Genomic DNA, 23292 nt, shown 5'->3' on the forward strand with positions numbered 1-23292 from the left:
ATGCGTTCGCCGCGCGAGCATCGCGCACTGGTTTCTGCAACCGCTTAAATCCGTCCGGCGAAACGGGGGCCAGATCAGGCCACTGGCGCTACGCAACGGTGGTCGCCGCGGGAATGAACGGGGCTATCAGCCCGGGAAGCGCATGGTCCGCGGCTCGGCCTGGTCCGACGCGCGGGCGCCAAGCGGCTTTCGCGCGCGCTGCGGATCGATCGGCCGGTCGAAGGCGATCCCTGCCCGCCCCTCGGTCTGCCACGCCACGCGGCCGGAGACGAGGCCAATCCCGCGCAATTCGATCTGCACCGCAGACTCAGGCGACACAGGTTCGGGCAATTCCGCCATCAGGCCGCCGGCAGAAAGATTGCGAACCCGGACCGACAGGTCGTTCGGCATTCCTTCCACCTTCAGACGCGCCAGCAGCAACAGGCTGTCCCGACCACGATCGCCCGTGGCAGGCGTTTGGGAATCGTCGAGGAAGATGCTCGCGGAAGGGGAGTCCATGGGCGAGGATTATTCCAGCATGTGTTTACGAATTGCAAACAAACAGCCGTCAGACTGTCCCATTTAGGACCAATCCATCGTCTTTCGCCAACCGCCGGGCGGGTGGATGATCCCGCCGGAACCGCAGTCGGCTCAATCCTCGCGAGAAACCTTTTCGTTGCGCTCGTGCCGTTCCTGCGCCTCGACCGTCATGGTCGCAATCGGCCGCGCCTCAAGCCGGCCCAGGCTGATCGGCTCGCCGGTCACCTCGCAATAGCCATATTCGCCATCATCGATCCGGCGCAGCGCCGCCTCGATCTTGCCGATCAGTTTGCGCTGGCGATCGCGCGTACGCAGCTCGATCGACCAGTCGGTCTCGCTCGACGCGCGATCGTTGAGATCCGCCTCCCGCAGCGAGTCGACCTGAAGCTGTGACAGCGTGCCCTGCGATTCCCGGAGGATCGCGTCCTTCCAGGCCAGTAGCTTGGCCCGGAAATATTCCTGCTGTCGAGGGTTCATGAACGGTTCGTCCGGGCTTGGACGGTAACCGTCGTCGTTTGCAGCCCCTAGGTCTGCTGGGTCTATCTGATCCACGCGATTGTACGCCGTCGCCATCGACCTATCTCCCCGCCCGCGTCAGGGTGTCGTAGCACCACCGCGCCCCGGAAGGGGCCTATAGACGCGGAGCAGACAACCGACAAGCACTCGCAAGCGTATAAAAGTGCTTATTTGATATTCGGTTGCGACGACATGAACGAATTAACCGATCGCTGGATGTCCCGGAGTGACACGTCCGCCCCAAATTGTGCGCTGCACCTCATGTTTTTCGCGGTTATTGGATACAGGGACGAACCATTGCTGTTGTGTTTAAGGCTTTGTTCGGCACCTTGAGCCCACAAGGGCAGCAACGCCGTTGAAGAACAGGTGGCCCCTGGCCTCCAGCAGAATGAGAAAGTGACATCATGTCGGTGCGGATGGCTTTGGCGAAACTCTGCGCGTGCACCGTTGGCGGTGCAATCGTCGGCGGAGGCGCAGTGCATGTCGCCCAGACACAGAAAGCTCGCAGTTCCTATACCAAGTTCGTGAAGCAGGCGCCCAAGAAGGTCGTCCGGCGCCCACGGCCGACAACCCCCGTACGCCGAGTCGTTCAGGCTGCCACGCCGCCGACCTGCGCGCCGGCCGTGGTGACGGTCGCGTCGCAGGCAGCGCCCGTTCCGGTGCCGCTGCCCACGGCCCCTTCCGTCGTGTCCGGCGGCGGTGAGGTCGCGCCGATCGTCGGTGGTGGCTGGGGCGGTGGCTTTGGCGGCGGCGGCTTCTTTGCCGGCGGGTTCTTCGGCGGATCGGGCGGATCGGGCGGATCGGGCTCCAGCGGAATCGTGATTTCCTCGACGTCCAGTTCGAGCGGCGGGTCGACCTCCACGTCGTCGGGTGGCTCGTCCACCTCGACCGGCGGCTCCTCGACGTCGACCTCCACGGGCGGCTCGTCGACGTCCACCTCGACTGGCGGTTCGTCCACCTCGTCATCGACCTCTACCGGGTCGTCCACCTCCTCCTCGACATCGTCCTCCACCTCGGGCTCGACGTCGAGCTCCTCCTACGGTTCGTCGTCCAAGGGCTGGGGCTCATCGTCCAAGGGCTGGGGCTCGTCCTCCAAGGGGTGGTCTTCGAACGGCGGGCATCCCGGCACCAGCAGCGGCAACCCGTCGCCGGTTCCTGCTCCGCCGATGATGATCCTGTTCGGCGCAGCGGCGGCAGCGCTGATCGCCCGTCGAGGGTTCGCGAAGAGAGCGCAGCCGGCGGACTGACGGGGCAATCCCGCCGCGCCTGCCCTGACACAATGAAGGCGGCGTATCCCGTGGTGGGTACGCCGCCTTTCCTTACTTCTCTTCCGGGCCCTGGCCTCAGGCGTCGAGCAATGCCTTTTCGATGTCGGCGATCGGGTGGCCGGTCAGATCCTTGGCCAGTTCGCCCGACAGGCGATCGGTCACTTCCTTGTGGTAGTGTTTGCGCAGTTCGCCGAGCGTCTTGGGCGGCGCGATGACGATCAGCGAATCATATTCATTGGAGAACGCCCGCTTCTTCAGCAGTTCAGCCGCGTCCGCGGCAAAGCGATCCTCCTCGAGCTGATGGTAGTCGGTTTCACCCAGCGAGCCGCGCGAGGGGGCGAATTGTGCGCCCGCACCTTGCGCGTGGTTGGAACCGTTGCGCGCGATGGAGGGCGCACCGGGGCCCGACTGCGTGGAGGACGCCCGGCCTGCCTTGTCGGTCTTCTGATCGAGATCCGACGGGTTGGGCCGCTCCTCGGCATGTTCGACGGTCAGATTGGGGTGCACTTCATCGCCTTCGTTGCGCAGGAAGAGCAGCTTGCGGCCATCCGCGACCAGAACGACGGAATTGTACGGCACGTGCATGAGCAAGGTCTCCTGTTTTGCTTGTCACGAGAAACAACGCGCCGCCGCCGGGCCGGGTTGCCTCGCTGATCGCTGCCCGGCATAGCCCCGCGCCATGCTCGACATTCGCCTGATCCGTGACGATCCCGCCGCCTTCGACGCCGCCATGGCGCGCCGTGGCAAGCCGGCGGATGCCGCCACCATCCTCGATCTCGATCGCCGCCGCCGCGAGGTGGTGACGGAGCTTCAGGTCGGCCAGGCGCGCCGCAACGAGGCGTCAAAGGCGATCGGCGCGGCCAAGGCGAAGAAGGACGAGGAAACCGCCGCGGCGCTGATGGCGGAAGTCGCCACACTGAAGCAGCGGCTGCCCGAGCTGGAGGCAGAGGAAGCCCGCCTTGGCGGCGCGCTCGACAGCCTGCTCGCTGGCCTGCCCAACCTGCCGCTCGCCGACGTGCCCGATGGCGCGGACGAGAATGACAATCAGCTGATCCACGAACGCGGTCAGCGCCCGATGTTCGACTTTGCGATCAGCGAGCATGATGCGATCGGCCCCGCACTCGGCCTCGATTTCGAGACCGGCGCTTTGCTGTCCGGCGCGCGTTTCACGCTCGTGCGCGGCCATGTTGCGAAACTTGCTCGTGCGCTCGGCCAGTTCGGCCTCGACGTGCTGACGCGCGACTATGGCTATGAGGAAGTGATCCCGCCGCTCCTCGTACGTGACGAGGCGATGTTCGGCACCGGCCAGTTGCCCAAGTTCGCCGAGGATCTGTTCCGCACCACCGACGGTCGCTGGCTGATCCCGACCAGTGAGGTCAGCCTCACCAACATCGTGCGCGAGAAAATCCTCGCCGCCACCGATCTGCCGTTGCGCTTCACCGCGCTCACCCCGTGCTTCCGCTCCGAGGCCGGCGCGGCGGGGCGCGACACGCGCGGCTTCATCCGCCAGCATCAGTTCGACAAGGCCGAGATGGTCTCGATCGTCGAGCCCGATCAGTCGGAGGCGGAACATGAGCGGATGACGGCGATTGCCGAGGACGTGCTGACCCGGCTGGAGCTGCCGTTCCGCCGCATGAAGCTGTGCACCGGCGACATGGGCTTCTCGGCCGCCCGCACCTACGACATCGAGGTCTGGCTGCCGGGGCAGGATCGCTATCGCGAAATCTCGTCCTGCTCCACCTGCACCGATTTCCAGGCCCGCCGCATGAACGCGCGCTTCCGCCCGGAAGGCGAGAAGAACACGCGCTTCGTCCACACGCTCAATGGCTCCGGGCTGGTGATCGGCCGAACGATCGTCGCCATCCTGGAGAATTACCAGCAGGCCGACGGCTCGGTCGCGGTGCCCACCGTGCTTCAGCCCTATCTTGGCGGGCTGAACCGGCTGGAGCCGCGGCCCGTCCAGGGTTAATGCAGCGGTAATGACGAACCGTATCCCGCTTGCGCTGCCGCTCGCGATCGCGTTGGCGGGATGCATCCCTTCGGTCGACCGCCCGATCCGGCCAGCGCCCGCTGAGCCCGGCAGCAGCCCCACGCCGCACCGGGGCGGCGCGGCGCGTCCGCAGGATGAGGTGGAGCAGCTCCCCGCCCCGCCCCCGGCCTGGGAGCAGCGCGGCGTGGCCGGTGACGCGCGGCAGGTCGCCGAGCAGAGCTATGTCGTGCGCTCCGGCGATTCGCTGCGCGCCATCGCCGAGCGGACCGGCGCCGGATCGGAAGCGATCGCCCGCGCCAACGGCCTGTCCGCGCCGTTCGTCATCTACGCCGGCCAGCGGCTGCGCATCCCCGGCGGCCGCTATCACTTGGTGCGCTCCGGCCAGACCGGCATCGCCATCGCGCGCGCCTATGGCGTCGAATGGTCGCACATCGTCGCCGCCAACGACCTTAGCGAACCCTATATCCTGCGCACCGGGCAGCGTATCCTGATCCCGGGTGACGCACGCCCGCGCAGCGCCGCCGAGCGTGCCGCCGCCTTCCGCCTCGACATCGATGACATCATCACCGGTGGTGAGCCGGCGATCGCCGAGAACCAGGCACCGGCCAAGCCGGTCGCGACGCCGCGCCGTGTCCTGCCCGCCACCGCGGCGGTCGCGCCGCCCACCAGCAGCCCGGGCCGCTTCATGTGGCCGGTCGACGGTCGCATCGTCGGCCGCTTCGGCGCCGGCGCCAGCGGCCAGCGCAACAACGGCATCAAGATCGCGGTGCCGACCGAAACGCCGGTCCGCGCCGCCGCCGACGGAACCGTCGCTTATGTCGGCGACGGCATCGCCGCGCTCGGCGGGCTGGTGATCATCCGCCACGGCGAGAATTGGACCAGCGTCTACGGCCACGCCTCCAAGCTGCTCGTCCAGCGTGGCCAGGCAGTGAAGAAGGGCCAGACGATCGCGCTGTCCGGCGACACGGGCTTTGCCGATCAGCCCGAGCTCCATTTCGAGCTGCGCAAGGGCCGCAGCCCGGTCGATCCGGCGACTCAGCTCCCCCGGAAATAGCCGGCACACGCCTCCCGCTTGCGGGCGGGGCCGGGTGAGGGCATGTGCCGCTTCACTATGACCGACCATCAGTCCGATCTGCTCCGCGTCCTCACCGACCGCGGCTACATCCACCAGATGACCGACGCGGCCGCGCTCGATGCGCTCGCGACGAAGCAGGTGGTGCCGGGCTATATCGGCTTCGATCCGACCGCGCCGTCGCTCCACGTCGGCAGCCTCGTCCAGATCATGCTGCTGCGCCGGCTGCAGCAGACCGGACACAAGCCGATCGTCCTGATGGGCGGCGGCACCGGCAAGATCGGCGATCCGTCGTTCAAGGAAGAATCGCGCCAGCTGCTGACCGAGGACAGGATCGGCGCCAACGTCGCCTCGATCCGCCGCATCTTCGAACGCTTCCTGACGTTTGGTGACGGGCCCACCGACGCGGTGATGGTCGACAATGCCGACTGGCTCGACAAGCTCGAATACATTCCCTTCCTGCGCGAGGTGGGCCAGCATTTCTCGGTCAACCGGATGCTGTCGTTCGATTCGGTGAAGCTGCGGCTCGATCGCGAGCAATCGCTCAGCTTCCTCGAATTCAACTACATGATCCTGCAGGCCTATGACTTCCGCGAGCTGTCGCAGCGCCATGGCGTGCGGCTGCAGATGGGCGGCAGCGATCAATGGGGCAATATCGTCAACGGCATCGAACTCGCCCGCCGCATGGACGGGACCGAAGTGTTCGGCGTCACCACGCCCCTGCTCACCACCGCCGACGGGCAGAAGATGGGCAAGACCGTCTCGGGCGCCGTCTGGCTGCACGAGGATCAGCTGCCGCACTTCGATTACTGGCAGTTCTGGCGCAACACCGATGATCGCGACGTCGGCCGCTTCCTGCGCCTGTTCACCGACCTGCCGGAGGACGAGATCGCCCGGCTCGAAAAGCTCGAGGGCGCGGAGATCAACGAGGCGAAGAAGATCCTCGCCAACGAAGCGACCGCCATGTGCCGCGGCCGCGAGGCAGCGGAACAGGCCGCCGAAACCGCCCGCAAGACCTTCGAGGAAGGCGCCAGCGGCGACGCCCTCCCCACCTTCGCCGCCAGCGGAGAGGTGGCGCTGGTCGACGTCCTCGTCGGCCTCGGCTTCTGCGCCTCCAAGGGCGAGGCCCGCCGCCTGATCAAGCAGGGCGGCGCACGCGTCGCCGGCGAGAAGGTCTCCGACGAAGCCGCCACTGTCACCGCGGGCGGCGAGCCGGTCCGCATCTCCGCCGGCAAGAAGCACCACGGCCTGCTCGTCGCCGGCTGACCATCGGCGCCCTTCCCTCCTTACTCTGCGCGTTGCCGAGGCTTCACGGGAATGCGCAGATAGGTGACCCCATTGTCCGCCGCCTCGTGGAAGCGGCCGGCGCGGATGTTGACCTGGATCGACGGCAACAACAGCCGCGGCACGGCGAGGCCAGCGTCGCGCTGCTCGCGCATGGCGACGAACGCGTCCTCGCTTACCGCGTCATGAACATGCACGCTCGATCGACGCTGCTCGTCCACGGTCGTCTCCCAGCGATATTCGTCGCGACCGGACGCCTTATAGTCATGGCACAGGAACAGCCGCGTCTCGCCAGGCAGCGACAGCAGCCGGCGGATCGAGCGATATAAAGTACGCGCGTCACCGCCCGGGAAATCGGCACGCGCGGTGCCATAATCGGGCATGAACAAGGTATCGCCGACGAACGCGGCATCACCGATCAGATAGGCGACATCGGCCGGCGTATGGCCGGGCACGTGCAGCACCTCGACGGCAAGGTCGCCGATCTGGAAGCGCTCGCCGTCGTCGAACAGGCGGTCGAAATCCGATCCGTCGGTCTTCAATTCCGTCATCGCGAATACTGCGCGAAAGATGCGCTGCACGTCGCGGATGTGCGCGCCGATGCCAATCCATGCGCCCGTATGCGCCTTGATGAATGGCGCCGCGGACAGGTGATCGGCATGCGCATGGGTCTCGAGCACGATCGCGATCTGCCATCCGTCCTCATCGGCAAAGGCGAGGATCCGCTCTGCGGACCGGGTATCCACCTCGCCGCTCGCCAGGTCGAAATCGAGCACTGGGTCGATCACCGCCGCGATGCGCGTGGCCGGGTCGCCGACGAGATAGCTGATCGTGTTGGTCGGCTCATCGAAGAAGGCCTTGATAAAAGGCTGGGTCATATTCGGCTCCATCATGCCTTGCATATGTATTAGCGCTCTCTAAATTAGCAATATCTAATGGAGAAGCAGATGCTGAAGCCGCCGATGGATCTGGCGACGTTCGAGGAAAAGGCCGGCCAGGTTGCCGACACGCTGAAGGCGATCGGCAATCCCCGGCGGCTGATGCTGCTGTGTAAGCTGGTCGAGCATGGCGAGGTGACGGTCACCACCCTCGCCCGCGAGGTCGGCCTGTCGCAGTCCGCCTGTTCGCAGCATCTCGCGAAGATGCGGGACGAAGGCCTCGTCGCCTTCCGGCGCGAGAGCCAGACGCTCTGGTACGCGATCGCGGATCCCCGCGTCGAAACGCTTCTCGCCACCCTCTACCAACTTTACTGCAAGGACGTTGATTGATGCTTCCCACCCTGTCCCCGCGCGACGCGCGCGTCGCCCTCGATGGCGGCGCGCGGCTGGTCGACATCCGCGGCGCTGACGAATTCGCGCGCGAGCGCATTCCCGGTGCGGTCAATCTGCCGCTCGACCGCGTTGCCACCCTGCGGCGCGAAGAGCGCCCGGTGATCTTCCACTGCAAGTCGGGGATGCGCACGGCTGCCAACGCCAGCGCGCTCGCCGCCGCTGCCGCAGGCGCCCCGGCCTATATCCTGGATGGCGGCGTGGATGCCTGGCGCTCGGCCGGGCAACCGACGGTGGTCGATCGCGCCCAGCCACTTGAGGTCATGCGGCAGGTGCAGATCACGGCAGGCATGCTGGTGCTTGCGGGCGTGCTGCTGGGCCTGTTCGTCACTCCCGCCTTCTTCGGCCTGTCCGCCTTCGTTGGTGCCGGCCTGATGCTCGCCGGGGCGACCGGCTGGTGTGGGATGGCGAACCTGCTGCGCATGATGCCGTGGAACCGGCGCGCCGCGAGCTGAGCCGCTCATGACCGCCGCCGCCATCCTCGCCACGCTCGCGTCCGGCGCGGCGATCGGCCTGATCCTGGCGCTGGTCGGCGGCGGCGGGTCGATCCTCGCCGTGCCGTTGCTCGTCTATGTCGTCGGGACCGGGTCTGCGCATCTCGCGATCGGGACGGCCGCCGTTGCAGTCGCCGCCAGCGCGCTGGCCAGCCTTGCCGGCCACGCCCAGGCGGGCACGGTAAAATGGCCTTGCGCCACCGTGTTCGCGGCGGTGGGCGTCGCCGGGGCGAGCATCGGTGCGGAACTCGGCAAGGCAATGGATGGCGCGCGGCTATTGGCATTGTTCGGCCTGCTGATGGTCGGCGTTGGCCTCTCGATGCTCCGCCCCCGCAAGTCTGCGCCAGCGCGGGACGTTCGCCTGTCGCGAGAGTCCGCCGCGACGCTGCTGCCGAGGCTGATCCCGATTGGCCTTGGCGTCGGCCTTGCAGCCGGCTTCTTCGGTATCGGCGGGGGTTTCCTCATCGTCCCGGGCCTGATGCTGGCCACTGCCATGCCGATCGCCAACGCGGTGGGAACCTCGCTCGTGGTGGTGAGCGCACTGGGGCTGACCACCGCAGCGTCCTACGCCACCTCGGGCATGGTCGACTGGCCGATCACCGCGCTGATGATCGCGGGCGGCGCGATCGGCACCGTAGCCGGGATGGCCGCCGCTCGGGCCCTCGCCACGCGCAAGGGCCTGCTCGAACGCGGCTTTGCCGTGATGGTCATCGCTGTCGGCCTCTACGTCGCGCTGACCTCGTTCTGACGGCGCCGCTTGCCCGCGCATCCGGGACGCGGCGCGAAATCGTTGATCAGCCCGATCGCAGCAGGGCGACGCCGGCGTCGCGCTCGAACAGATACAGCGCCACCCGCGCCGCCTGCCCGCGCGGGCCGGAAAGCCCGCCGTCGCGATCGATCAGCAGCCGCGCATCATCATAAGCGATCGGCAGCAGCTCGTTGAGCAGTTCCGGTGTCGCCAGCCGGAACGCCGCCTCGCCCGATTGCCGCGTGCCGAGCAATTCGCCCCCGCCGCGCAGCCGCAGATCCTCCTCGGCGATCATGAAGCCGTCGTTCGTCTCGCGCATCAGCGCCAGTCGCGCGCGCGACGTCTCGCTCAGCGCATTGCCGCGCAGCAGCAGGCAGCGCGATTGCCCGCCGCCACGCCCCACCCGCCCACGCAGCTGGTGAAGCTGCGCCAGGCCGAAGCGGTCGGCATGCTCGATCACGATCAGCGTCGCATTGGGCACGTTCACGCCCACCTCGATCACCGTCGTCGCCACCAGCACGCCAAGCTCGCCGCCGGCGAAGCGCGCCATCACCGCGTCCTTCTCCGCCGGCCGCATCTTGCCATGCACCAGCCCGACGCGATCCCCGAAGCGCCCCGCCAGCGCCGCCGCCCGCGCCTCGGCGGCGGCAAGGTCGCTCTTCTCGCTCTCCTCCACCAGCGGGCAGACCCAATAGGCCTGCTTGCCCTCCGCCAGATGCCGGCCGAGCGCGTTGACCACCTCGTCCAGCCGCTCCTCGCTGATGACGCGCGTTTCCACCGGCTCGCGCCCCGGCGGCATTTCGTCCAGCCGGCTCTGGTCCATCTCGCCATGCTGCGCGAGGACGAGCGTGCGCGGGATCGGAGTCGCGGTCATCGCCAGCAGGTGCGGCGTCGTCTTGCCCTTGGCGGAAAGCGCCAGCCGCTCCGCCACGCCGAAGCGATGCTGTTCGTCCACCACCACCAGCCCCAGATCGCGGTAAGTCACCGCATCCTGGAAGATCGCGTGCGTGCCGATCAAAATGTCGATCGATCCATCCGCCAGCCCCATCAGCACGCCCTCGCGCGCCCGGCCCTTGTCGCGCCCGGTCAGTACCGCGATGTTCACCGGCAGGCCCGACAGCGTCTCGCGCAGCGTGTCATAATGCTGCCGCGCCAGGATCTCGGTCGGCGCCAGCAGCGCGCCTTGCGCACCCGCCTCCACCGCGATCAGCAGCGCGAGCGCGGCGACCAGCGTCTTGCCCGATCCCACATCGCCCTGCAGCAGCCGGAGCATCGGCGCTTCCTGCGCTAGGTCGCCCTCGATCTCGCGCGCCGTCCGTGCCTGCGCGCCGGTCAGCGCATAGGGCAGCCGAAGCATATCGCGCAGCCGCCCGTCGCCCTTCAGCGCCCGCCCGCGCCGACGCCGCGTATCCTGCCGCACCAGCGACAGCGCCAGCTGGTTGGCGAAGATCTCGTCATAGGCGATCCGCGCCCGCGCCACCGCATCGGCCGGATCGGCATGGACGCGCGCCAGCGCCTCCTTCCACCCCGGCCAGTCGCGCTGCGCCAACAGCCCCGGCTCGATCCATTCGCCAAGCTCGGGCGAGCGGGCGATCGCCTGCTCGACCAGCCCGCCCACCCGGCGCGACGTAATCCCCTCAGACAGCGGATAGATCGCCTCGCGCTCGCGAAAGCTGTCCTCCCCGTCGACGATCTCCGGGTGGATGATCTGCAATTCCTGGCCGTATGTCTCCAGCTTGCCGGAGACGCGAACCGGCTCGCCGACGGTATAGAGCTTGCGCACCAGCCCGCTCGATCGCCCGAAATAGACGAGGCTGACGATGTTGCCGTAGCCGTCGGCGGCCTGCACCCGCGTCGGCCCGCGCGGGCTTGAGGAGACGCGGATGTCGCGCACCGTCAGCGTGATCGCGATCGTGCGCCCCGCATCCTGCGCCATCAGCTCGTCGCGCGGCAGGCGATCGATCCAGCCGCTCGGCAGATGGAAAAGCACGTCCACCACCCTCGCGAGGCCAAGCCGATCCAGCGGCTTGGCCAGCCCTGCCCCCACGCCCTTCAGCGCGGTGACTTCGGCGAACAGTGGATTGAGGATATCGGGTCGCATGACTATCTCTGGCGCCACGCCTAGCCGTTCGCATCGATCCTGTCAGGCGAGCGGATGAATTATCGTCGCCGACCGTGCGAAACCACGGCCGGCCAAGTGTCGTTGGAGCCCCTGATGGATCAAGAAACTCGTTTGCGGCGCACCCGCTTCCGCGCCTGGCACCGGGGCACGCGCGAGGCCGATTTCATGATCGGCGGCTTCTTCGATGCGCATCATGCCAGCTGGTCCGAAGAACAGCTGCAATGGTTCGAACGCCTGTTGGAGGAACAGGACGTCGACATCATGGGCTGGGCGATCGGCTCCATCCCCTGCCCGCCCGAATGGGAAGGCGAGATGATGCAGACGATGCGCCGCGTCGATTTCGCGCTCGCTACCCCGGGCAGCCAGCCCGGCGCCTGACCCCACCCCTGCCTGTCGCCGCCCGATACGAACGGACCCGCCTTTGCCCGATCTGAAGACGATTCTCTCCGCCAAGACGCCGCTCACCCTCTCGGGCGTGCCGACCGGCTTCCTGCCCAGCCTGCTCGCCGATCTCGCCCGCGCGGCGACGACGCGGGCGGTGTTCATCGCGCCGGACGAAGCGGCGATGCGCGCGATCGCCGGCACCGCGCGCTTCTTCGCGCCGGAGATCGAGATCGTCGAATATCCCGCGTGGGACTGCCTTCCCTATGACCGGGCCTCGCCCTCCCTGCGCGTCATGGCGGAGCGGATCGGCGCGCTGCACAAGCTGCAGGCGACCCCCAAGACGCCGCAGCTTGTCCTCACCACCGTCAACGCCGCCACGCAGCGCACGCTCACCCCGTTCCGCATCCGCCAGCTGGTCGCGAACCTGAAACCGGGTGAGCGGATCGCACGCGACAAGCTCGCCGCGCTGCTTTCCGCCAACGGCTATGTCCGCACCGATACCGTCCACGATGCGGGCGAATATGCCGTGCGCGGTGGCCTGGTCGATCTCTTCCCCTCGGGCGAGACGCAGGCGCTTCGGCTCGACTTCTTCGGTGACGAGATCGAGAGCGTGCGCACCTTCGATCCCGCCGACCAGCGTACCACCGGCAAGATCCCCGGCTTCACCCTCCTCCCCGCGTCCGAGGCGCTGCTGGACGAGGAAAGCATCAAGCGCTTCCGCAGCCGCTATCGCGAAACCTTTGGCGCCACCGCGACGGGTGACCCGCTCTACCAGGCGGTCAGCGAAGGCCGCCGCCTGACCGGCATGGAACATTGGCTGCCGCTGTTCGAGGAGCGGCTCGAGACGCTGTTCGACCATATCGGCGAGGACGCGCTGGTCGTCCGCGACGGCGGCGTGAAGGCCGCCGGCGAGGCGCGGTTCGAGGCGGTCGCCGATTATTACGAGAACCGCAAGCGCGCCGAGGCAGCGCAGCCCGGCAGCTACCGCGCGCTTCCCGCCAAGACGCTCTACATGCCGCCCAAGGAATGGGAGGAAGCGCTCGCCACCGCGACCGCGCACGTTACCACGCCGTTCCACGAGCCCGAATCCGCCACCGTGGTCGACTTCGACGTCGACGGCCCGCGCGACTTCGCGCCCGAGCGCGCCGCCCATGCCAACGTCTATGAGGCGGTGGTCGATCACCTGAAGGCGCTGCGCAAGGAAGGCCGCACGCCCGTCCTCGCGAGCTACTCGACCGGCGCACGCGATCGGCTCGGCAATCTTCTCAAGGACCATGGCCTCACCGGCGCGAAGGCGGTCGACACATGGCAGGAGGCGCAGGGCGTCGGCGAGACGCAGACCGCGCTCATCGTCCTACCGCTCGACCATGGCTTCACCGCACCCAACGTAGCCGTCCTCACCGAACAGGACATGCTCGGCGACCGGCTCGTGCGCCGTGCCAAGCGCCGCAAGTCCGCCGACGCCTTCCTCGCCGAACTCGCCACGCTCTCGCCCGGCGATCTCGTCGTCCACACCGATCACGGCATCGGCCGCTACGTCGGGCTGACTCAGGTCCCGGTCGCCAAGGCGCCGCACGATTGCGTGCAGCTGGAATATGCCGGCGGCGACAAGCTCTACGTCCCGGTCGAGAACCTCGAGGTGCTCAGCCGCTACGGCTCCGGCGAGGAAGGCGCCAGCCTCGACCGGCTCGGCGGCGAGGCGTGGCAGCGCCGCAAGTCGAAGATGAAGGAGCGCATCCGCGAGATCGCGGGTGAGCTGATCGCCACAGCGGCCCTGCGCGCGCTTCGCCAGGGCGAGGTCGCCGAGCCCGACAGCAGCGGCTACCCCAGCTTCGTCGATCGTTTCCCTTATCAGGAAACCGACGATCAGGACCGCGCGATCGAGGAAACGCTGGCCGATCTCTCCGCCGGCAAGCCGATGGACCGGCTGATCGTCGGCGACGTCGGCTTCGGCAAGACGGAGGTCGCGCTGCGTGCCGCCTTCGTCGCCGCCATGGCCGGCATGCAGGTCGCGGTCGTCTGCCCGACGACGCTCCTCGCGCGCCAGCATTACAACAATTTCATGGCCCGCTTCGAAGGCTTCCCGATCCGCATCGGCCGCCTCTCCCGCCTCGTCACCGCGGCGGAGACCAAGCGCGTCAAGGAAGGGCTTGCCGACGGCACGATCGACGTGGTCATCGGCACCCACGCGCTGCTTGCCAAGAACGTCGACTTCAAGCGCCTCGGCCTTGTCATCGTCGACGAGGAACAACGGTTCGGCGTCACGCACAAGGAACGCCTCAAGACATTGCGCGCCGACGTGCATATCCTTACCCTCACCGCGACGCCAATCCCGCGCACGCTGCAGATGGCGATGTCGGGCCTGCGCGAGCTGTCCGTCATCCAGACGCCGCCGGTCGATCGCCTGGCGGTGCGCACCTATGTCATGCCGTGGGACCCCGTCGTCCTGCGCGAGGCATTGCTGCGCGAACATTATCGCGGCGGGCAGAGCTTCCTCGTCACGCCGCGCGTCGCCGACCTCCCCGACATTGAGGAGTTCCTGCGCAAGGAAGTGCCCGAAATCCGCTACGTCATCGCCCACGGCCAGATGGCGGCAAGCGAGGTCGAGGAACGGATGAGCGCCTTCTACGACAAGAAGTTCGAGGTGCTCGTCTCCACCACCATCATCGAAAGCGGCATCGATATCCCGTCCGCCAACACGATGATCGTCAACCGCGCCGACCGTTTCGGGCTGGCGCAGCTCTACCAGCTGCGCGGCCGCGTCGGCCGATCGAAGACGCGCGCCTATGCCTATATGGTCACCCCGCCCGAACGGATGATGACCGACTCCGCGGAGAAACGCCTCAAGGTGCTCAGCGATCTCGACAGCCTGGGTGCCGGCTTCCAGCTCGCCAGCCACGATCTCGACATTCGCGGCGCGGGCAATCTGCTCGGGGACGAGCAGTCCGGCCACATCAAGGAGGTCGGCTACGAACTCTACCAGTCGATGCTGGAAGAGGCGATCATGGACGCCAAGGCCGGCGGCCTCGCCAGCCGCCCGCGCGATTTCTCGCCGCAGATCACCGTCGACACGCCGATCCTGATCCCGGACGACTATGTCCCCGATCTCGACCTGCGGATGGCGCTCTATCGCCGCCTCAACGAGCTGGACGAGAAGCGCGAGCTGGAGGCGTTCGCCGCCGAGATGATCGACCGTTTCGGGCCGCTGCCTGAGGCGACCGACAATCTCATCAAGGTCATCGAGATCAAGATGAACGCCAAGAAGGCGTGCGTGTCGAAGATGGACGTCGGGCCGAAGGGCGCGCTCGTCAGCTTCCACGACGATACACCGCCCAACGTCCCCGGCCTGCTCGCCTATGTCGACAAGCTCGGCGGCATTGCGAAGCTGCGTCCGGATTCGAAGCTGGCGCTCACCCGCAACTGGGCCGATCCGGCCGCGCGGCTGCACGGCGCGCTGCAACTGTCGAAGGGGCTGGCGAAGGCGGCGGGGTAATCCCGCCGCTACTTGCGCCCGAACAGCTTCTCGACGTCGGACAGCGCCAGCTTCACCCAGGTGGGGCGGCCATGGTTGCACTGCCCCGAATGCGGCGTCGCCTCCATCTCGCGCAGCAGCGCGTTCATCTCGGCGACCGATAGCACCCGGCCGGCGCGCACCGATCCGTGGCAGGCCATGGTGCCCGCCACCGCATCGAGCCGCTCGCGTAGCGACAGCGCCTCGTCGAACGCGGCGAGTTCATCGGCCAGGTCGCGCACCAGCCCGGCAGGATCACCGCGGCCGAGCAGCGCCGGGGTTGCCCGCACCAGCATCGCACGGGGGCCGAAACGCTCCACATCGAGGCCAAGTTCGCTCAATTCCGGCGCGCGCGATTCCATCCGGTCGCATGCCGGCTCGTCCAGTTCGACCACCTCGGGGATCAGCAGCGCCTGCGCCGCCACGCGCCCCCCAGCCAGCGCGGCGCGCATCCGTTCCAGCACCAGCCGCTCGTGCGCGGCGTGCTGATCGACGATCACCAGCCCGTCCGCCGCCTCCGCCACGATATAGGTTTTCGCGACCTGCCCCCGCGCCACGCCCAGCGGGTGATCCCCGGTGTCCGGCAGCGGCGCCGTCGCCGGCTCGGCACGCGCTTGCGGCGGCGGCGCGAAGAAGGTCGGCCGCTGGTCACGCACCACATTGCCGCCCGCGAAAGGCGCGCCGCCAGGAGTGACAGCCGCCTGCCCCTGCCCGCCAAAGAGGGCCGATGGTTCCGCCCCGCCGCCACTCGGCTCCGGACGAAACATCGCCATCGCGTCGGCTGGCGCGCGATGCGCCACGCGATGTCCGGCCATGTCGAGCGCGCGGCGTAGGCCGGACACGATAAGGCCGCGCACCATCGCCGGATCGCGGAAGCGAACCTCCGTCTTGGCCGGATGCACGTTGACGTCGACTTCGCTGGGCGGAACGTCGAGGAACAAGGCGACCACGGCGTGCCGGTCACGCGGCATCATCTCGGCATAAGCGCCGCGGATCGCGCCGGTGAGCAACCGATCCTTCACCGGGCGCCCGTTGACGAACAGATATTGGTGATCGGCAACGCCGCGATGGAAGGTCGGCAGGCCAGCGACCCCGCCGAGCACCAGCCCCTCGCGCTCCATGTCGATCGCAACGCTGTTCTCCTTCAGCGCGCGGTCGGTGAGCGCCGCGACGCGGGCGGGGCGATCCTCCGGCTGGAGCGCCGCAAGGACGCGGCGGCCATCATGTTCGAGAAGAAAGGCGACGTCCGGCCGTGCCATCGCAAGACGCCGCACCACGTCCAGGCAGGCGGCATATTCGCTGCGGCCCGAGCGCAGGAACTTGCGGCGGGCGGGCACGCGCGCAAACAATTCCTCCACCATGACCCGTGTGCCCGGCGGCAACGCGGCGGGGCCGTCCCCCACCACTGCGCCATTGTCGATGACGCGCGACCAGCCATCGGCGCCGCGCACCCGGCTTTCGAGCGTCAGCCGCGCAACGCTGGCGATCGAGGGCAGCGCCTCGCCGCGGAACCCCATCGTGGCGACCTGATCGATCTCATCGGTGGGAAGCTTGGACGTGGCATGGCGTTCCAGCGCGAGCGCCATATCGGCCGCGGTCATGCCGCAGCCGTCGTCGACCACCTCGATCCGCGACAGGCCACCCTCTGCCAATCGCACGGTGACTCGGGCGGCGCCCGCGTCAAGCGCGTTCTCCACCAGTTCCTTCAACGCACTAGCCGGTCTTTCCACCACTTCACCGGCGGCGATGCGATTGATCAGATGTTCAGGGAGGCGACGTATTGACACCATCAGCCCCCTAGCCCAATCGGCGCCATCCCGCGACCCCGTGACAGCACGATCAAAGCCCTAGAAGCGACTTGCGGCCGCGGCGGCGGGATGATTGATGTACCTCGCTCCGGCGACTCGGGGACGGAATTAAGCTGAACATGGCCTTCTCGCGTTTCTTCAAGTTCATGTCCCATGACATGGCGATCGATCTCGGGACTGCGAACACCGTGGTCTATCTTCGTGGCCGCGGTATCGTGCTCAATGAACCGTCCGTTGTGGCGGTCGAGACGATCAACGGCATCAAGAAGGTCAAGGCCGTCGGTGAAGACGCCAAGTTGATGATGGGCAAGACGCCCGGCAACATCGAGGCGATCCGTCCGCTGCGCGATGGCGTTATTGCCGACATCGATGTCGCCGAGCAGATGATCAAGAGTTTCATTTACAAGGTCCATGGGCAGCGCAAGTTCATGCGCTGGCCGGAGATCGTGATCTGCGTGCCGTCGGGCTCGACCAAGGTTGAGCGCCGCGCGATCCGCGACGCGGCGTCGAACGCCGGCGCGAGCCAGGTGTGGCTGATCGAGGAGCCGATGGCGGCCGCGATCGGCGCGGACATGCCGGTGACCGAACCGATCGGCAGCATGGTCGTCGATATCGGCGGCGGCACGACCGAAGTCGCCGTCCTGTCGCTGCGCGGCCTCGCCTACACCACGTCGGTGCGCGTCGGCGGCGACAAGATGGACGAGGCGATTGTCAGCTACGTACGCCGCAACCACAATCTGCTGATCGGCGAAGCCACCGCCGAGCGGATCAAGCAGGAAGTCGGCATCGCCAAGCCGCCAGTCGATGGCATCGGCATGACGATCCACATCAAGGGTCGCGACCTGGTGAACGGCGTGCCCAAGGAAATCCAGATCAACCAGGGCCAGATCGCCGAGGCGTTGTCCGAGCCGGTCGCCACGATCGTCGAGGGTGTTCGCGTGGCGCTTGAGAATACCGCGCCCGAACTCGCCGCGGACATCGTCGATCAGGGCATCGTGCTCACCGGCGGTGGCGCGCTGCTGCAGGGTCTGGACGAGGTGCTTCGCGACGAGACCGGCCTGCCGGTGACGGTGGCGGAAGATCCGCTGACCTGCGTCGCGCTGGGCACGGGTCGCGCGCTCGAGGATCCGATCTATCGCGGCGTGCTGCAAAGCGGCTGATCTGAAGGAATAGCGAATGGCGCCGCCGCGGGACCGGCGCCCGGGTTTCTCGCGACGGGCGCAATATACGCTCTTTATGAGCTACATCCTGGCCGTCGCGGGAGCGCTGGTCGGTGCGGTGTTGCTCGTCCTGTCGCAATTCAATCCGCCCGCCTTTGCCGCGCTGCGGTCGGCCGCGACCGAGGTCACCGCGCCGGCTTCCACCGCGGGGGCCGCGGTCGTGCGCGGCATTGCCTCCGTGCCGGAGACGATCGCCACCTATTTCCGCGTCCATAACGAAAATGCCGCTTTGCGCGCCGAAGTCGCCCGCACCAGGGAGGCGCTGACCCAGGCGCGGATCATCGTGCGCGACAATCGCCGCCTGCGCGGGCTGCTCCAACTGCGCGAGGCGACGCCCGATACCGTGGCGACGGCGCGGATCGTCAGCTCCAGTGCATCGAGCACGCGGCGCTTCGGGATCCTGAACGCCGGGCGCTGGCAGGGCGTGCGGCCCGGCATGCCGGTGCGCGGCCCCGACGGGCTCATCGGCCGCATTGTCGAGGCCGGACCCAATTCAGCGCGCGTGCTGCTCACCATCGACGCGGAAAGCGTCATCCCCGTGCAGCGCATCGGCGACGGGCTGCCCGCCCTCGCCGCCGGGCGCGGCGATGGCCTGCTCGATATCCGTTCGGTCGGCACCACCAATGCGCGGCTGAAGCCAGGCGACCGCTTCATCACGTCCGGCATCGGCGGCCTCTACACCCCCGGCGTGCTGGTCGCCCATGTGCTGAAGCCGGGCGCCGACAGCGCCCCCGCCAAGCCGTTTGCCGAGGCCAATACGTTCGATTTCGCCATCGTCAGCGCGCCGTTCCTGCCGCCCCCGCCCCCGGCGCGGCCCGACCCTGCCGACCCCCAGGCAACCGGCAGCCAGCCCGTCGGGAGCGCGGCGGCGCAGTGAGCACTGCGCCCAAACCCTTCCAGGCGCCGATGCAGCAGTCGCCGGCGCGTGCGCTGCCATGGCTGACCGTCATGGGCGGCTCCCTGGTAACGATCATCCCGGTGGTGGCAACGCTGCCACTGCTGCCGCCGTTCGGCCTCCTCATGCTCCTTTCGTGGCGCTTGCTCGCGCCGCTTGCGCTGCGCCGCTGGGCACCGGCGCTGCTCGGCCTGTTCGACGATTGCCTCAGCGGCCAGCCGCTCGGCAGCGCGATGCTGCTGTGGACGCTGACCTTTTTCCTGGTCGATTTGTTTGATCAGCGCACCATCTTCCGCGCCTTCGCACAGGATTGGCTGATCGCGGCCGTGGGTATCGCCTTCTGCCTGATTGCCGGTCGTTTTCTGGCCACCCCCCTCGGCGCGCAGGTTGATAGCGTGTTAGTGGTCCAGATCATCGTGTCGATTCTTCTTTTCCCCCTAGCCGCGCGCGCCGTCGCCTGGGTTGATCGCCGTCGCGTTGCCGAATGAACCGGACACCGCGGATCGCCACGGAGGCGCAGCAGGGCTACACGTTTTCGCGCCGGGCTTGGCTGCTCGGCGCGATGCAGATCGGCGTGGGCAGCGTGCTGGCCGGTCGCATGGGCTGGCTGTCGATTGCCGAGAACGAACGCTATAACCTGCTGAGCGAGAACAACCGGGTCAACATGACCCTCATTCCGCCGCGTCGCGGCTGGCTGGTTGATCGCCATGGCCACGCCATTGCGGACAATCGCACCGACTTTCGCGTCGACCTGATCCCCGATCGGATCGTTGACGAGGAACGCACGCTGGCGGCGCTTCGTGATCTCCTGGCGCTGACCGACGACGACCTGCTGCGCGTGCGCGCCGACCTGAAGCGGGCGGCCGGCTTCCAGCCGGTCAAGGTGGCCGAGAATGTGAGCTGGGAGCGGTTCGCAGCGGTGCAGGTGCGCCAGCCCGAACTGCCCGGCGTCGCGCCCACGCGCGGGTTCGCGCGCAACTATCCCGCCGGTGCCGCGGTCGCGCACCTTACCGGCTATGTCGGTGTCGCGACGGCGGAGCAGTACAAGCAGACGCGCGACCCGCTGCTGCTGACACCGGGTTTCAAGGTCGGCAAGGACGGCCTTGAAAAGACGATGGAAAATGAGCTCCGCGGCATGCCCGGGGCAAAACGGATCGAGGTGACGGCGCGCGGCAAGCTGGTCGCGGAGCTTGCCACCCGTCCCGACGTGCCCGGCAAGACGCAGAAGCTGACGATCGATTCCGGCTTGCAGGAATATGCCGCGCGCCGGCTTGGCACGAACTCCGGCTCCGCGGTGGTGTTCGACTGTCACACCGGCGAGATGCTCGCGATGGTCTCCATGCCGGCCTATGATCCCAACAGCTTCTCCGACGGGATCAGCCACATGGAGTGGAAGATGCTGTCGGCGGACGATCACGTCCCGCTGATGAACAAGGTGACGCAGGGGCTGTATCCGCCGGGTTCGACGGTGAAACCGATGAACGGCCTTGCGCTGCTGGAAGCAGGGATCAGCCCCGACGAGCGGGTGTATTGCAGCGGAGCGATGCGGGTCGGCAGCGGCGTGTTCCACTGCCACAAGCGGCGTGGGCATGGCCCGATGGACCTGCGCGGCGCCGTCGCGCAGAGCTGCGATATCTATTTCTATGAGATGATCCGCCGCCTTGGTTACGACAAGGTGGCGCCGGTCGCCCGCTCGCTCGGCATGGGCGAGAAATTCGACTTGCCCTTCGCGACGCAGCGCTACGGCACCGTGCCCGACAGCGTGTGGAAGGAGCGCAAGTACAAGACGAAGTGGACCGTCGCCGACTCGCTGAACGCATCGATCGGCCAGGGCTATGTCCTGTCCAATCCGCTCCAGCTTGCGGTGATGGCGATGCGCATTGCGTCGGGACGGCAGGTCCAGCCCAGCCTGTTGATGGATCGCGTGCACGGCAACGCCCCTTTGCTGCCGTACAAGGAAGAGCATCTTCAGATTGTTCGCGAATCGATGTGGAAGGTGGTCAATGGCGGCGGCACGGGCGGCGCCTCCCGCTTGTACCTGCCTGGCATCGATCTGGCGGCGAAAACCGGCACCGCCCAGGTACGTCGTATCACCATGGCCGAACGTCGCACCGGCGTGCTCCGCAATTCACAGCTCCCCTTCAAGTTGCGCGACCACGCCTTGTTCATCTGCTTCGCGCCGTCGGACAAGCCGCGCTACGCCGCGGCCATCGTGCTCGAGCATAACGGCCACGTCATCCGCAACCTCGACACGCCAATGATCGGCAAGGACATCATGACCTATCTGTTCGACAAGGAGCGTGCGCTGAAGGCGCTCGCCGAGGTCGAACCGACATGGGGCGGCGACATCCGGACGCGCATGGCCGCGCAGGAAGCCGCCTACCGCGCCGCCGCCAATGCGCCGTCCCCGGCGCAGGGCGCCGCCACCGAAACCGATGCCCCCGCCCCGACGCGCGCGCCGGCCGTTCGCCAGGCGACCGACGCCTCGAACGCGGCGCAGGAGGCGACCGTCAGCGACATCGCCAATGGCGCAGGTCCCGCGAGCGTCGGCACCACCGAACCATCGGATCCACAATGAGCCGACCGTCGATCGTGCCTGCGCCGCTGGCGCGGCTACCGTGGCGGATGCTGCTGCTGGTGATCGCGCTTGGCGGGTTCGGCCTCGTCATCCTCTACTCCGCCGCGAGCGGCAACATGCGTCCCTGGGCACTCTCGCAGGGAATTCGCTTCGTCATCTTCCTGTGCGGGTCGATCGTGATCTCCCGCGTGCCGGAGGACGTGTGGCGACGTGGCGCGCTGCCCGGCTATGTCCTGATCGTCATTCTGTTGTTTGCGGTTGAACTGCTCGGTGCGGTGCGCGGCGGCAGTCAGCGCTGGCTGGATTTCGGCTTCATCAGGTTGCAGCCGTCGGAGCTGATGAAGCCGGCGATCGTGCTCGCCTGCGCGCGCTTCTACGAGTTGCTGCCGCCCAACGAGACGCGGCGCTTCGGCGCGATCTGGCCGGCGGCAATCCTCATTGGGCTGCCGGCCGGCCTGGTCATGCTTCAGCCCGATCTCGGGACGGCGCTCATGATCACTGGCGGCGGCCTGACGGTGATGTTCCTCGCCGGCGTCCCGTTGCGCCTGTTCGTCGGCGGCGCGCTCGGCCTCGCCGTCGCCGCGCCGCTCGCGGTGACTTATCTGCTCCACGACTATCAGCGCAATCGCGTGCTCATCTTCCTTGATCCCGAAAGCGATCCGCTCGGCACCGGCTATCACATCAGCCAGTCGAAGATCGCGATCGGCTCTGGCGGCATCACCGGCAAGGGCTTCCTCAACGGCACGCAGAGCCACCTCGATTACCTGCCGGAGGGGCACACCGACTTTGTCTTCGCGACCATGGCGGAGGAATGGGGCCTGCTCGGCGGCCTGTTCATCATCGTCGCCTATCTGATGGTGATCCGCTGGGGCATCAATGTCGGCCTGCGCGCCCGCACCCGCTTCGCCAAGCTCACCGCCGCGGGCCTCGCGACGACGATCTTCTTCTACGTCGCGATCAACCTGGCGATGGTGATGGGCCTCGCCCCAGTGGTCGGCATCCCGCTGCCGCTCGTCAGCTTCGGCGGATCGGCGCAGATGACCGTGTTCCTGTGCCTTGGCATCCTCATGTCGATCGACCGCAGCAATCGCGGCGAACAAAATTGGTGAAACTCGAAAAAAGTGGTTGCGTCCCGCCGGAGCAATGCTAATGACGCGCCTCCCGGCGGCGAGGCACCAGCCTACACCGGAACGGACGCATAGCTCAGTTGGTAGAGCAGCTGACTCTTAATCAGCGGGTCCTTGGTTCGAGCCCAAGTGCGTCCACCACCCTCCTCCGAATAGTTTCAATGCCTTAGGGCGCAACGCTTCGGTGGAGTGGCATGTCCGGCTGAGATGGCAGCCCCCCCCCGATCGGGCGCGGACCGGCCGGATGTTTGGTTCACCAATCCCCAACACCACCACTCCCCGCCCCGCTACGGGCAATTGCGCAATGCATGTTGCTGCGGGAGGGGTGATGACTCCTGCGCCGCATCCGTGACGGCGACGAAGGAAGGGCCAGCCATGTCGAAAATCACCGGCACTGACGCTCTGATTTTCCTGGCGGCCATCGGCCT

The 23292-nt window shown here is 67.5% G+C and carries 20 protein-coding genes and 1 tRNA gene; 14 read left to right on the forward strand and 7 right to left on the reverse strand.

Annotation, left to right across the window (positions count from 1 at the left end):
- Positions 1–126: 126 nt before the first annotated feature.
- From ACH0BU_RS14350 to ACH0BU_RS14365, 4 genes are all read right to left on the reverse strand, one after another.
- Positions 127–498, reverse strand: coding sequence for a PilZ domain-containing protein (locus tag ACH0BU_RS14350; protein WP_046410746.1), 372 nt, complete (start codon positions 496–498; stop codon positions 127–129).
- Positions 499–630: 132 nt separating this feature from the next.
- The gene (gene dksA / locus ACH0BU_RS14355; protein WP_046410748.1) at positions 631–1092 is read right to left on the reverse strand and encodes an RNA polymerase-binding protein DksA; all 462 of its coding nucleotides are present in this window, start codon (positions 1090–1092) and stop codon (positions 631–633) included.
- A 532-nt stretch (positions 1093–1624) separates the two neighbouring features.
- Positions 1625–2047 (reverse strand): hypothetical protein, encoded by a 423-nt coding sequence (locus ACH0BU_RS14360; protein WP_500264224.1) that lies wholly within the window; start codon positions 2045–2047, stop codon positions 1625–1627.
- 331 nt (positions 2048–2378) lie between these two features.
- The gene (locus ACH0BU_RS14365) at positions 2379–2888 is read right to left on the reverse strand and encodes a host attachment family protein (protein ID WP_046410749.1); all 510 of its coding nucleotides are present in this window, start codon (positions 2886–2888) and stop codon (positions 2379–2381) included.
- A 94-nt stretch (positions 2889–2982) separates the two neighbouring features.
- On the opposite strand from ACH0BU_RS14365, the gene serS reads away from it, so the two are divergent.
- Genes serS through tyrS form a run of 3 tightly spaced genes read left to right on the forward strand, consistent with a single transcriptional unit; the run spans position 2983 to position 6631 of the window.
- Positions 2983–4272 carry a serine--tRNA ligase gene (gene serS, locus ACH0BU_RS14370; protein WP_314469897.1) on the forward strand — a complete coding sequence of 430 codons (1290 nt, stop codon included), beginning with the start codon at positions 2983–2985 and terminating at the stop codon, positions 4270–4272.
- A 10-nt stretch (positions 4273–4282) separates the two neighbouring features.
- Positions 4283–5347, forward strand: a complete 1065-nt coding sequence (locus ACH0BU_RS14375; protein WP_046410751.1) for a peptidoglycan DD-metalloendopeptidase family protein — start codon at positions 4283–4285, stop codon at positions 5345–5347.
- Between the two features lie 57 nt (positions 5348–5404).
- Positions 5405–6631, forward strand: a complete 1227-nt coding sequence (gene tyrS / locus ACH0BU_RS14380; protein ID WP_314469942.1) for a tyrosine--tRNA ligase — start codon at positions 5405–5407, stop codon at positions 6629–6631.
- A 20-nt stretch (positions 6632–6651) separates the two neighbouring features.
- Here tyrS and ACH0BU_RS14385 read toward each other — a convergent pair whose 3' ends face one another.
- Positions 6652–7527: an MBL fold metallo-hydrolase gene (locus tag ACH0BU_RS14385; RefSeq protein ID WP_136451252.1), complete on the reverse strand. Its 876-nt coding sequence runs from the start codon at positions 7525–7527 to the stop codon at positions 6652–6654.
- Positions 7528–7596: 69 nt separating this feature from the next.
- On the opposite strand from ACH0BU_RS14385, the gene ACH0BU_RS14390 reads away from it, so the two are divergent.
- From ACH0BU_RS14390 to ACH0BU_RS14400, 3 genes are read left to right on the forward strand one after another with little or no spacing between them, the layout of a single operon-like run.
- Positions 7597–7917, forward strand: a complete 321-nt coding sequence (locus ACH0BU_RS14390) for an ArsR/SmtB family transcription factor (RefSeq protein WP_206430521.1) — start codon at positions 7597–7599, stop codon at positions 7915–7917.
- Positions 7914–8432, forward strand: a complete 519-nt coding sequence (locus ACH0BU_RS14395) for a rhodanese-like domain-containing protein (RefSeq protein ID WP_046410754.1) — start codon at positions 7914–7916, stop codon at positions 8430–8432. The genes ACH0BU_RS14390 and ACH0BU_RS14395 overlap by 4 nt, the downstream gene beginning before the upstream one ends.
- 7 nt (positions 8433–8439) lie before the next feature.
- Positions 8440–9219, forward strand: a complete 780-nt coding sequence (locus tag ACH0BU_RS14400) for a sulfite exporter TauE/SafE family protein (RefSeq protein WP_296221746.1) — start codon at positions 8440–8442, stop codon at positions 9217–9219.
- 46 nt (positions 9220–9265) lie between these two features.
- Here the strand turns inward: ACH0BU_RS14400 and recG are convergent, their stop codons facing one another.
- Positions 9266–11320, reverse strand: coding sequence for an ATP-dependent DNA helicase RecG (gene recG / locus ACH0BU_RS14405; protein ID WP_296221748.1), 2055 nt, complete (start codon positions 11318–11320; stop codon positions 9266–9268).
- Between the two features lie 114 nt (positions 11321–11434).
- Between recG and ACH0BU_RS14410 the strand changes: the two genes are divergently transcribed.
- Together ACH0BU_RS14410 and mfd are read left to right on the forward strand one after the other, a co-directional pair.
- A complete protein-coding gene (locus tag ACH0BU_RS14410) occupies positions 11435–11719 on the forward strand; it encodes an FAD assembly factor SdhE (RefSeq protein WP_046411778.1) in 285 nt (94 codons plus the stop codon).
- 43 nt (positions 11720–11762) lie between these two features.
- The gene (gene mfd, locus ACH0BU_RS14415) at positions 11763–15218 is read left to right on the forward strand and encodes a transcription-repair coupling factor (RefSeq protein WP_500264225.1); all 3456 of its coding nucleotides are present in this window, start codon (positions 11763–11765) and stop codon (positions 15216–15218) included.
- Positions 15219–15226: 8 nt separating this feature from the next.
- On the opposite strand, the gene mutL is transcribed toward mfd, so the two are convergent.
- Positions 15227–17023 (reverse strand): DNA mismatch repair endonuclease MutL, encoded by a 1797-nt coding sequence (gene mutL / locus ACH0BU_RS14420; RefSeq protein ID WP_296222749.1) that lies wholly within the window; start codon positions 17021–17023, stop codon positions 15227–15229.
- A 140-nt stretch (positions 17024–17163) separates the two neighbouring features.
- On the opposite strand from mutL, the gene ACH0BU_RS14425 reads away from it, so the two are divergent.
- The 6 genes from ACH0BU_RS14425 (at position 17164) to ACH0BU_RS14450 (ending at position 23005) form a co-directional block, all read left to right on the forward strand.
- Complete coding sequence (locus ACH0BU_RS14425) at positions 17164–18204, forward strand: rod shape-determining protein (protein ID WP_046410758.1); 1041 nt, start codon at positions 17164–17166, stop codon at positions 18202–18204.
- A 16-nt stretch (positions 18205–18220) separates the two neighbouring features.
- A complete protein-coding gene (locus ACH0BU_RS14430; protein WP_046410759.1) occupies positions 18221–19141 on the forward strand; it encodes a rod shape-determining protein MreC in 921 nt (306 codons plus the stop codon).
- Positions 19138–19647 carry a rod shape-determining protein MreD gene (mreD, locus tag ACH0BU_RS14435; RefSeq protein WP_498343175.1) on the forward strand — a complete coding sequence of 170 codons (510 nt, stop codon included), beginning with the start codon at positions 19138–19140 and terminating at the stop codon, positions 19645–19647. The genes ACH0BU_RS14430 and mreD overlap by 4 nt, the downstream gene beginning before the upstream one ends.
- A complete protein-coding gene (gene mrdA, locus ACH0BU_RS14440) occupies positions 19644–21737 on the forward strand; it encodes a penicillin-binding protein 2 (RefSeq protein ID WP_296221266.1) in 2094 nt (697 codons plus the stop codon). The genes mreD and mrdA overlap by 4 nt, the downstream gene beginning before the upstream one ends.
- Positions 21734–22846 (forward strand): rod shape-determining protein RodA, encoded by a 1113-nt coding sequence (rodA, locus tag ACH0BU_RS14445; RefSeq protein WP_046410764.1) that lies wholly within the window; start codon positions 21734–21736, stop codon positions 22844–22846. Before mrdA ends, rodA begins: the two co-directional genes overlap by 4 nt.
- A gap of 83 nt (positions 22847–22929) precedes the next feature.
- Positions 22930–23005: transfer RNA gene (locus ACH0BU_RS14450), tRNA-Lys, on the forward strand.
- Positions 23006–23292: the final 287 nt, after the last annotated feature.

This window comes from Sphingomonas olei, from assembly GCF_045369765.1.
Lineage (GTDB): Bacteria > Pseudomonadota > Alphaproteobacteria > Sphingomonadales > Sphingomonadaceae > Sphingomonas > Sphingomonas panaciterrae.

What these genes read in the sequence shown, in the direction of transcription:
- ACH0BU_RS14350 (WP_046410746.1), bottom strand. Translation starts at nt 498, where the DNA reads ATGGACTCCCCTTCCGCGAGCATCTTCCTCGACGATTCCCAAACGCCT.
- dksA (WP_046410748.1), bottom strand. Translation starts at nt 1,092, where the DNA reads ATGGCGACGGCGTACAATCGCGTGGATCAGATAGACCCAGCAGACCTA.
- ACH0BU_RS14365 (WP_046410749.1), bottom strand. Translation starts at nt 2,888, where the DNA reads ATGCACGTGCCGTACAATTCCGTCGTTCTGGTCGCGGATGGCCGCAAG.
- serS (WP_314469897.1), top strand. Translation starts at nt 2,983, where the DNA reads ATGCTCGACATTCGCCTGATCCGTGACGATCCCGCCGCCTTCGACGCC.
- ACH0BU_RS14375 (WP_046410751.1), top strand. Translation starts at nt 4,283, where the DNA reads ATGACGAACCGTATCCCGCTTGCGCTGCCGCTCGCGATCGCGTTGGCG.
- tyrS (WP_314469942.1), top strand. Translation starts at nt 5,405, where the DNA reads ATGACCGACCATCAGTCCGATCTGCTCCGCGTCCTCACCGACCGCGGC.
- ACH0BU_RS14385 (WP_136451252.1), bottom strand. Translation starts at nt 7,527, where the DNA reads ATGACCCAGCCTTTTATCAAGGCCTTCTTCGATGAGCCGACCAACACG.
- ACH0BU_RS14390 (WP_206430521.1), top strand. Translation starts at nt 7,597, where the DNA reads ATGCTGAAGCCGCCGATGGATCTGGCGACGTTCGAGGAAAAGGCCGGC.
- ACH0BU_RS14400 (WP_296221746.1), top strand. Translation starts at nt 8,440, where the DNA reads ATGACCGCCGCCGCCATCCTCGCCACGCTCGCGTCCGGCGCGGCGATC.
- recG (WP_296221748.1), bottom strand. Translation starts at nt 11,320, where the DNA reads ATGCGACCCGATATCCTCAATCCACTGTTCGCCGAAGTCACCGCGCTG.
- ACH0BU_RS14410 (WP_046411778.1), top strand. Translation starts at nt 11,435, where the DNA reads ATGGATCAAGAAACTCGTTTGCGGCGCACCCGCTTCCGCGCCTGGCAC.
- ACH0BU_RS14425 (WP_046410758.1), top strand. Translation starts at nt 17,164, where the DNA reads ATGGCCTTCTCGCGTTTCTTCAAGTTCATGTCCCATGACATGGCGATC.
- ACH0BU_RS14430 (WP_046410759.1), top strand. Translation starts at nt 18,221, where the DNA reads ATGGCGCCGCCGCGGGACCGGCGCCCGGGTTTCTCGCGACGGGCGCAA.
- mrdA (WP_296221266.1), top strand. Translation starts at nt 19,644, where the DNA reads ATGAACCGGACACCGCGGATCGCCACGGAGGCGCAGCAGGGCTACACG.
- rodA (WP_046410764.1), top strand. Translation starts at nt 21,734, where the DNA reads ATGAGCCGACCGTCGATCGTGCCTGCGCCGCTGGCGCGGCTACCGTGG.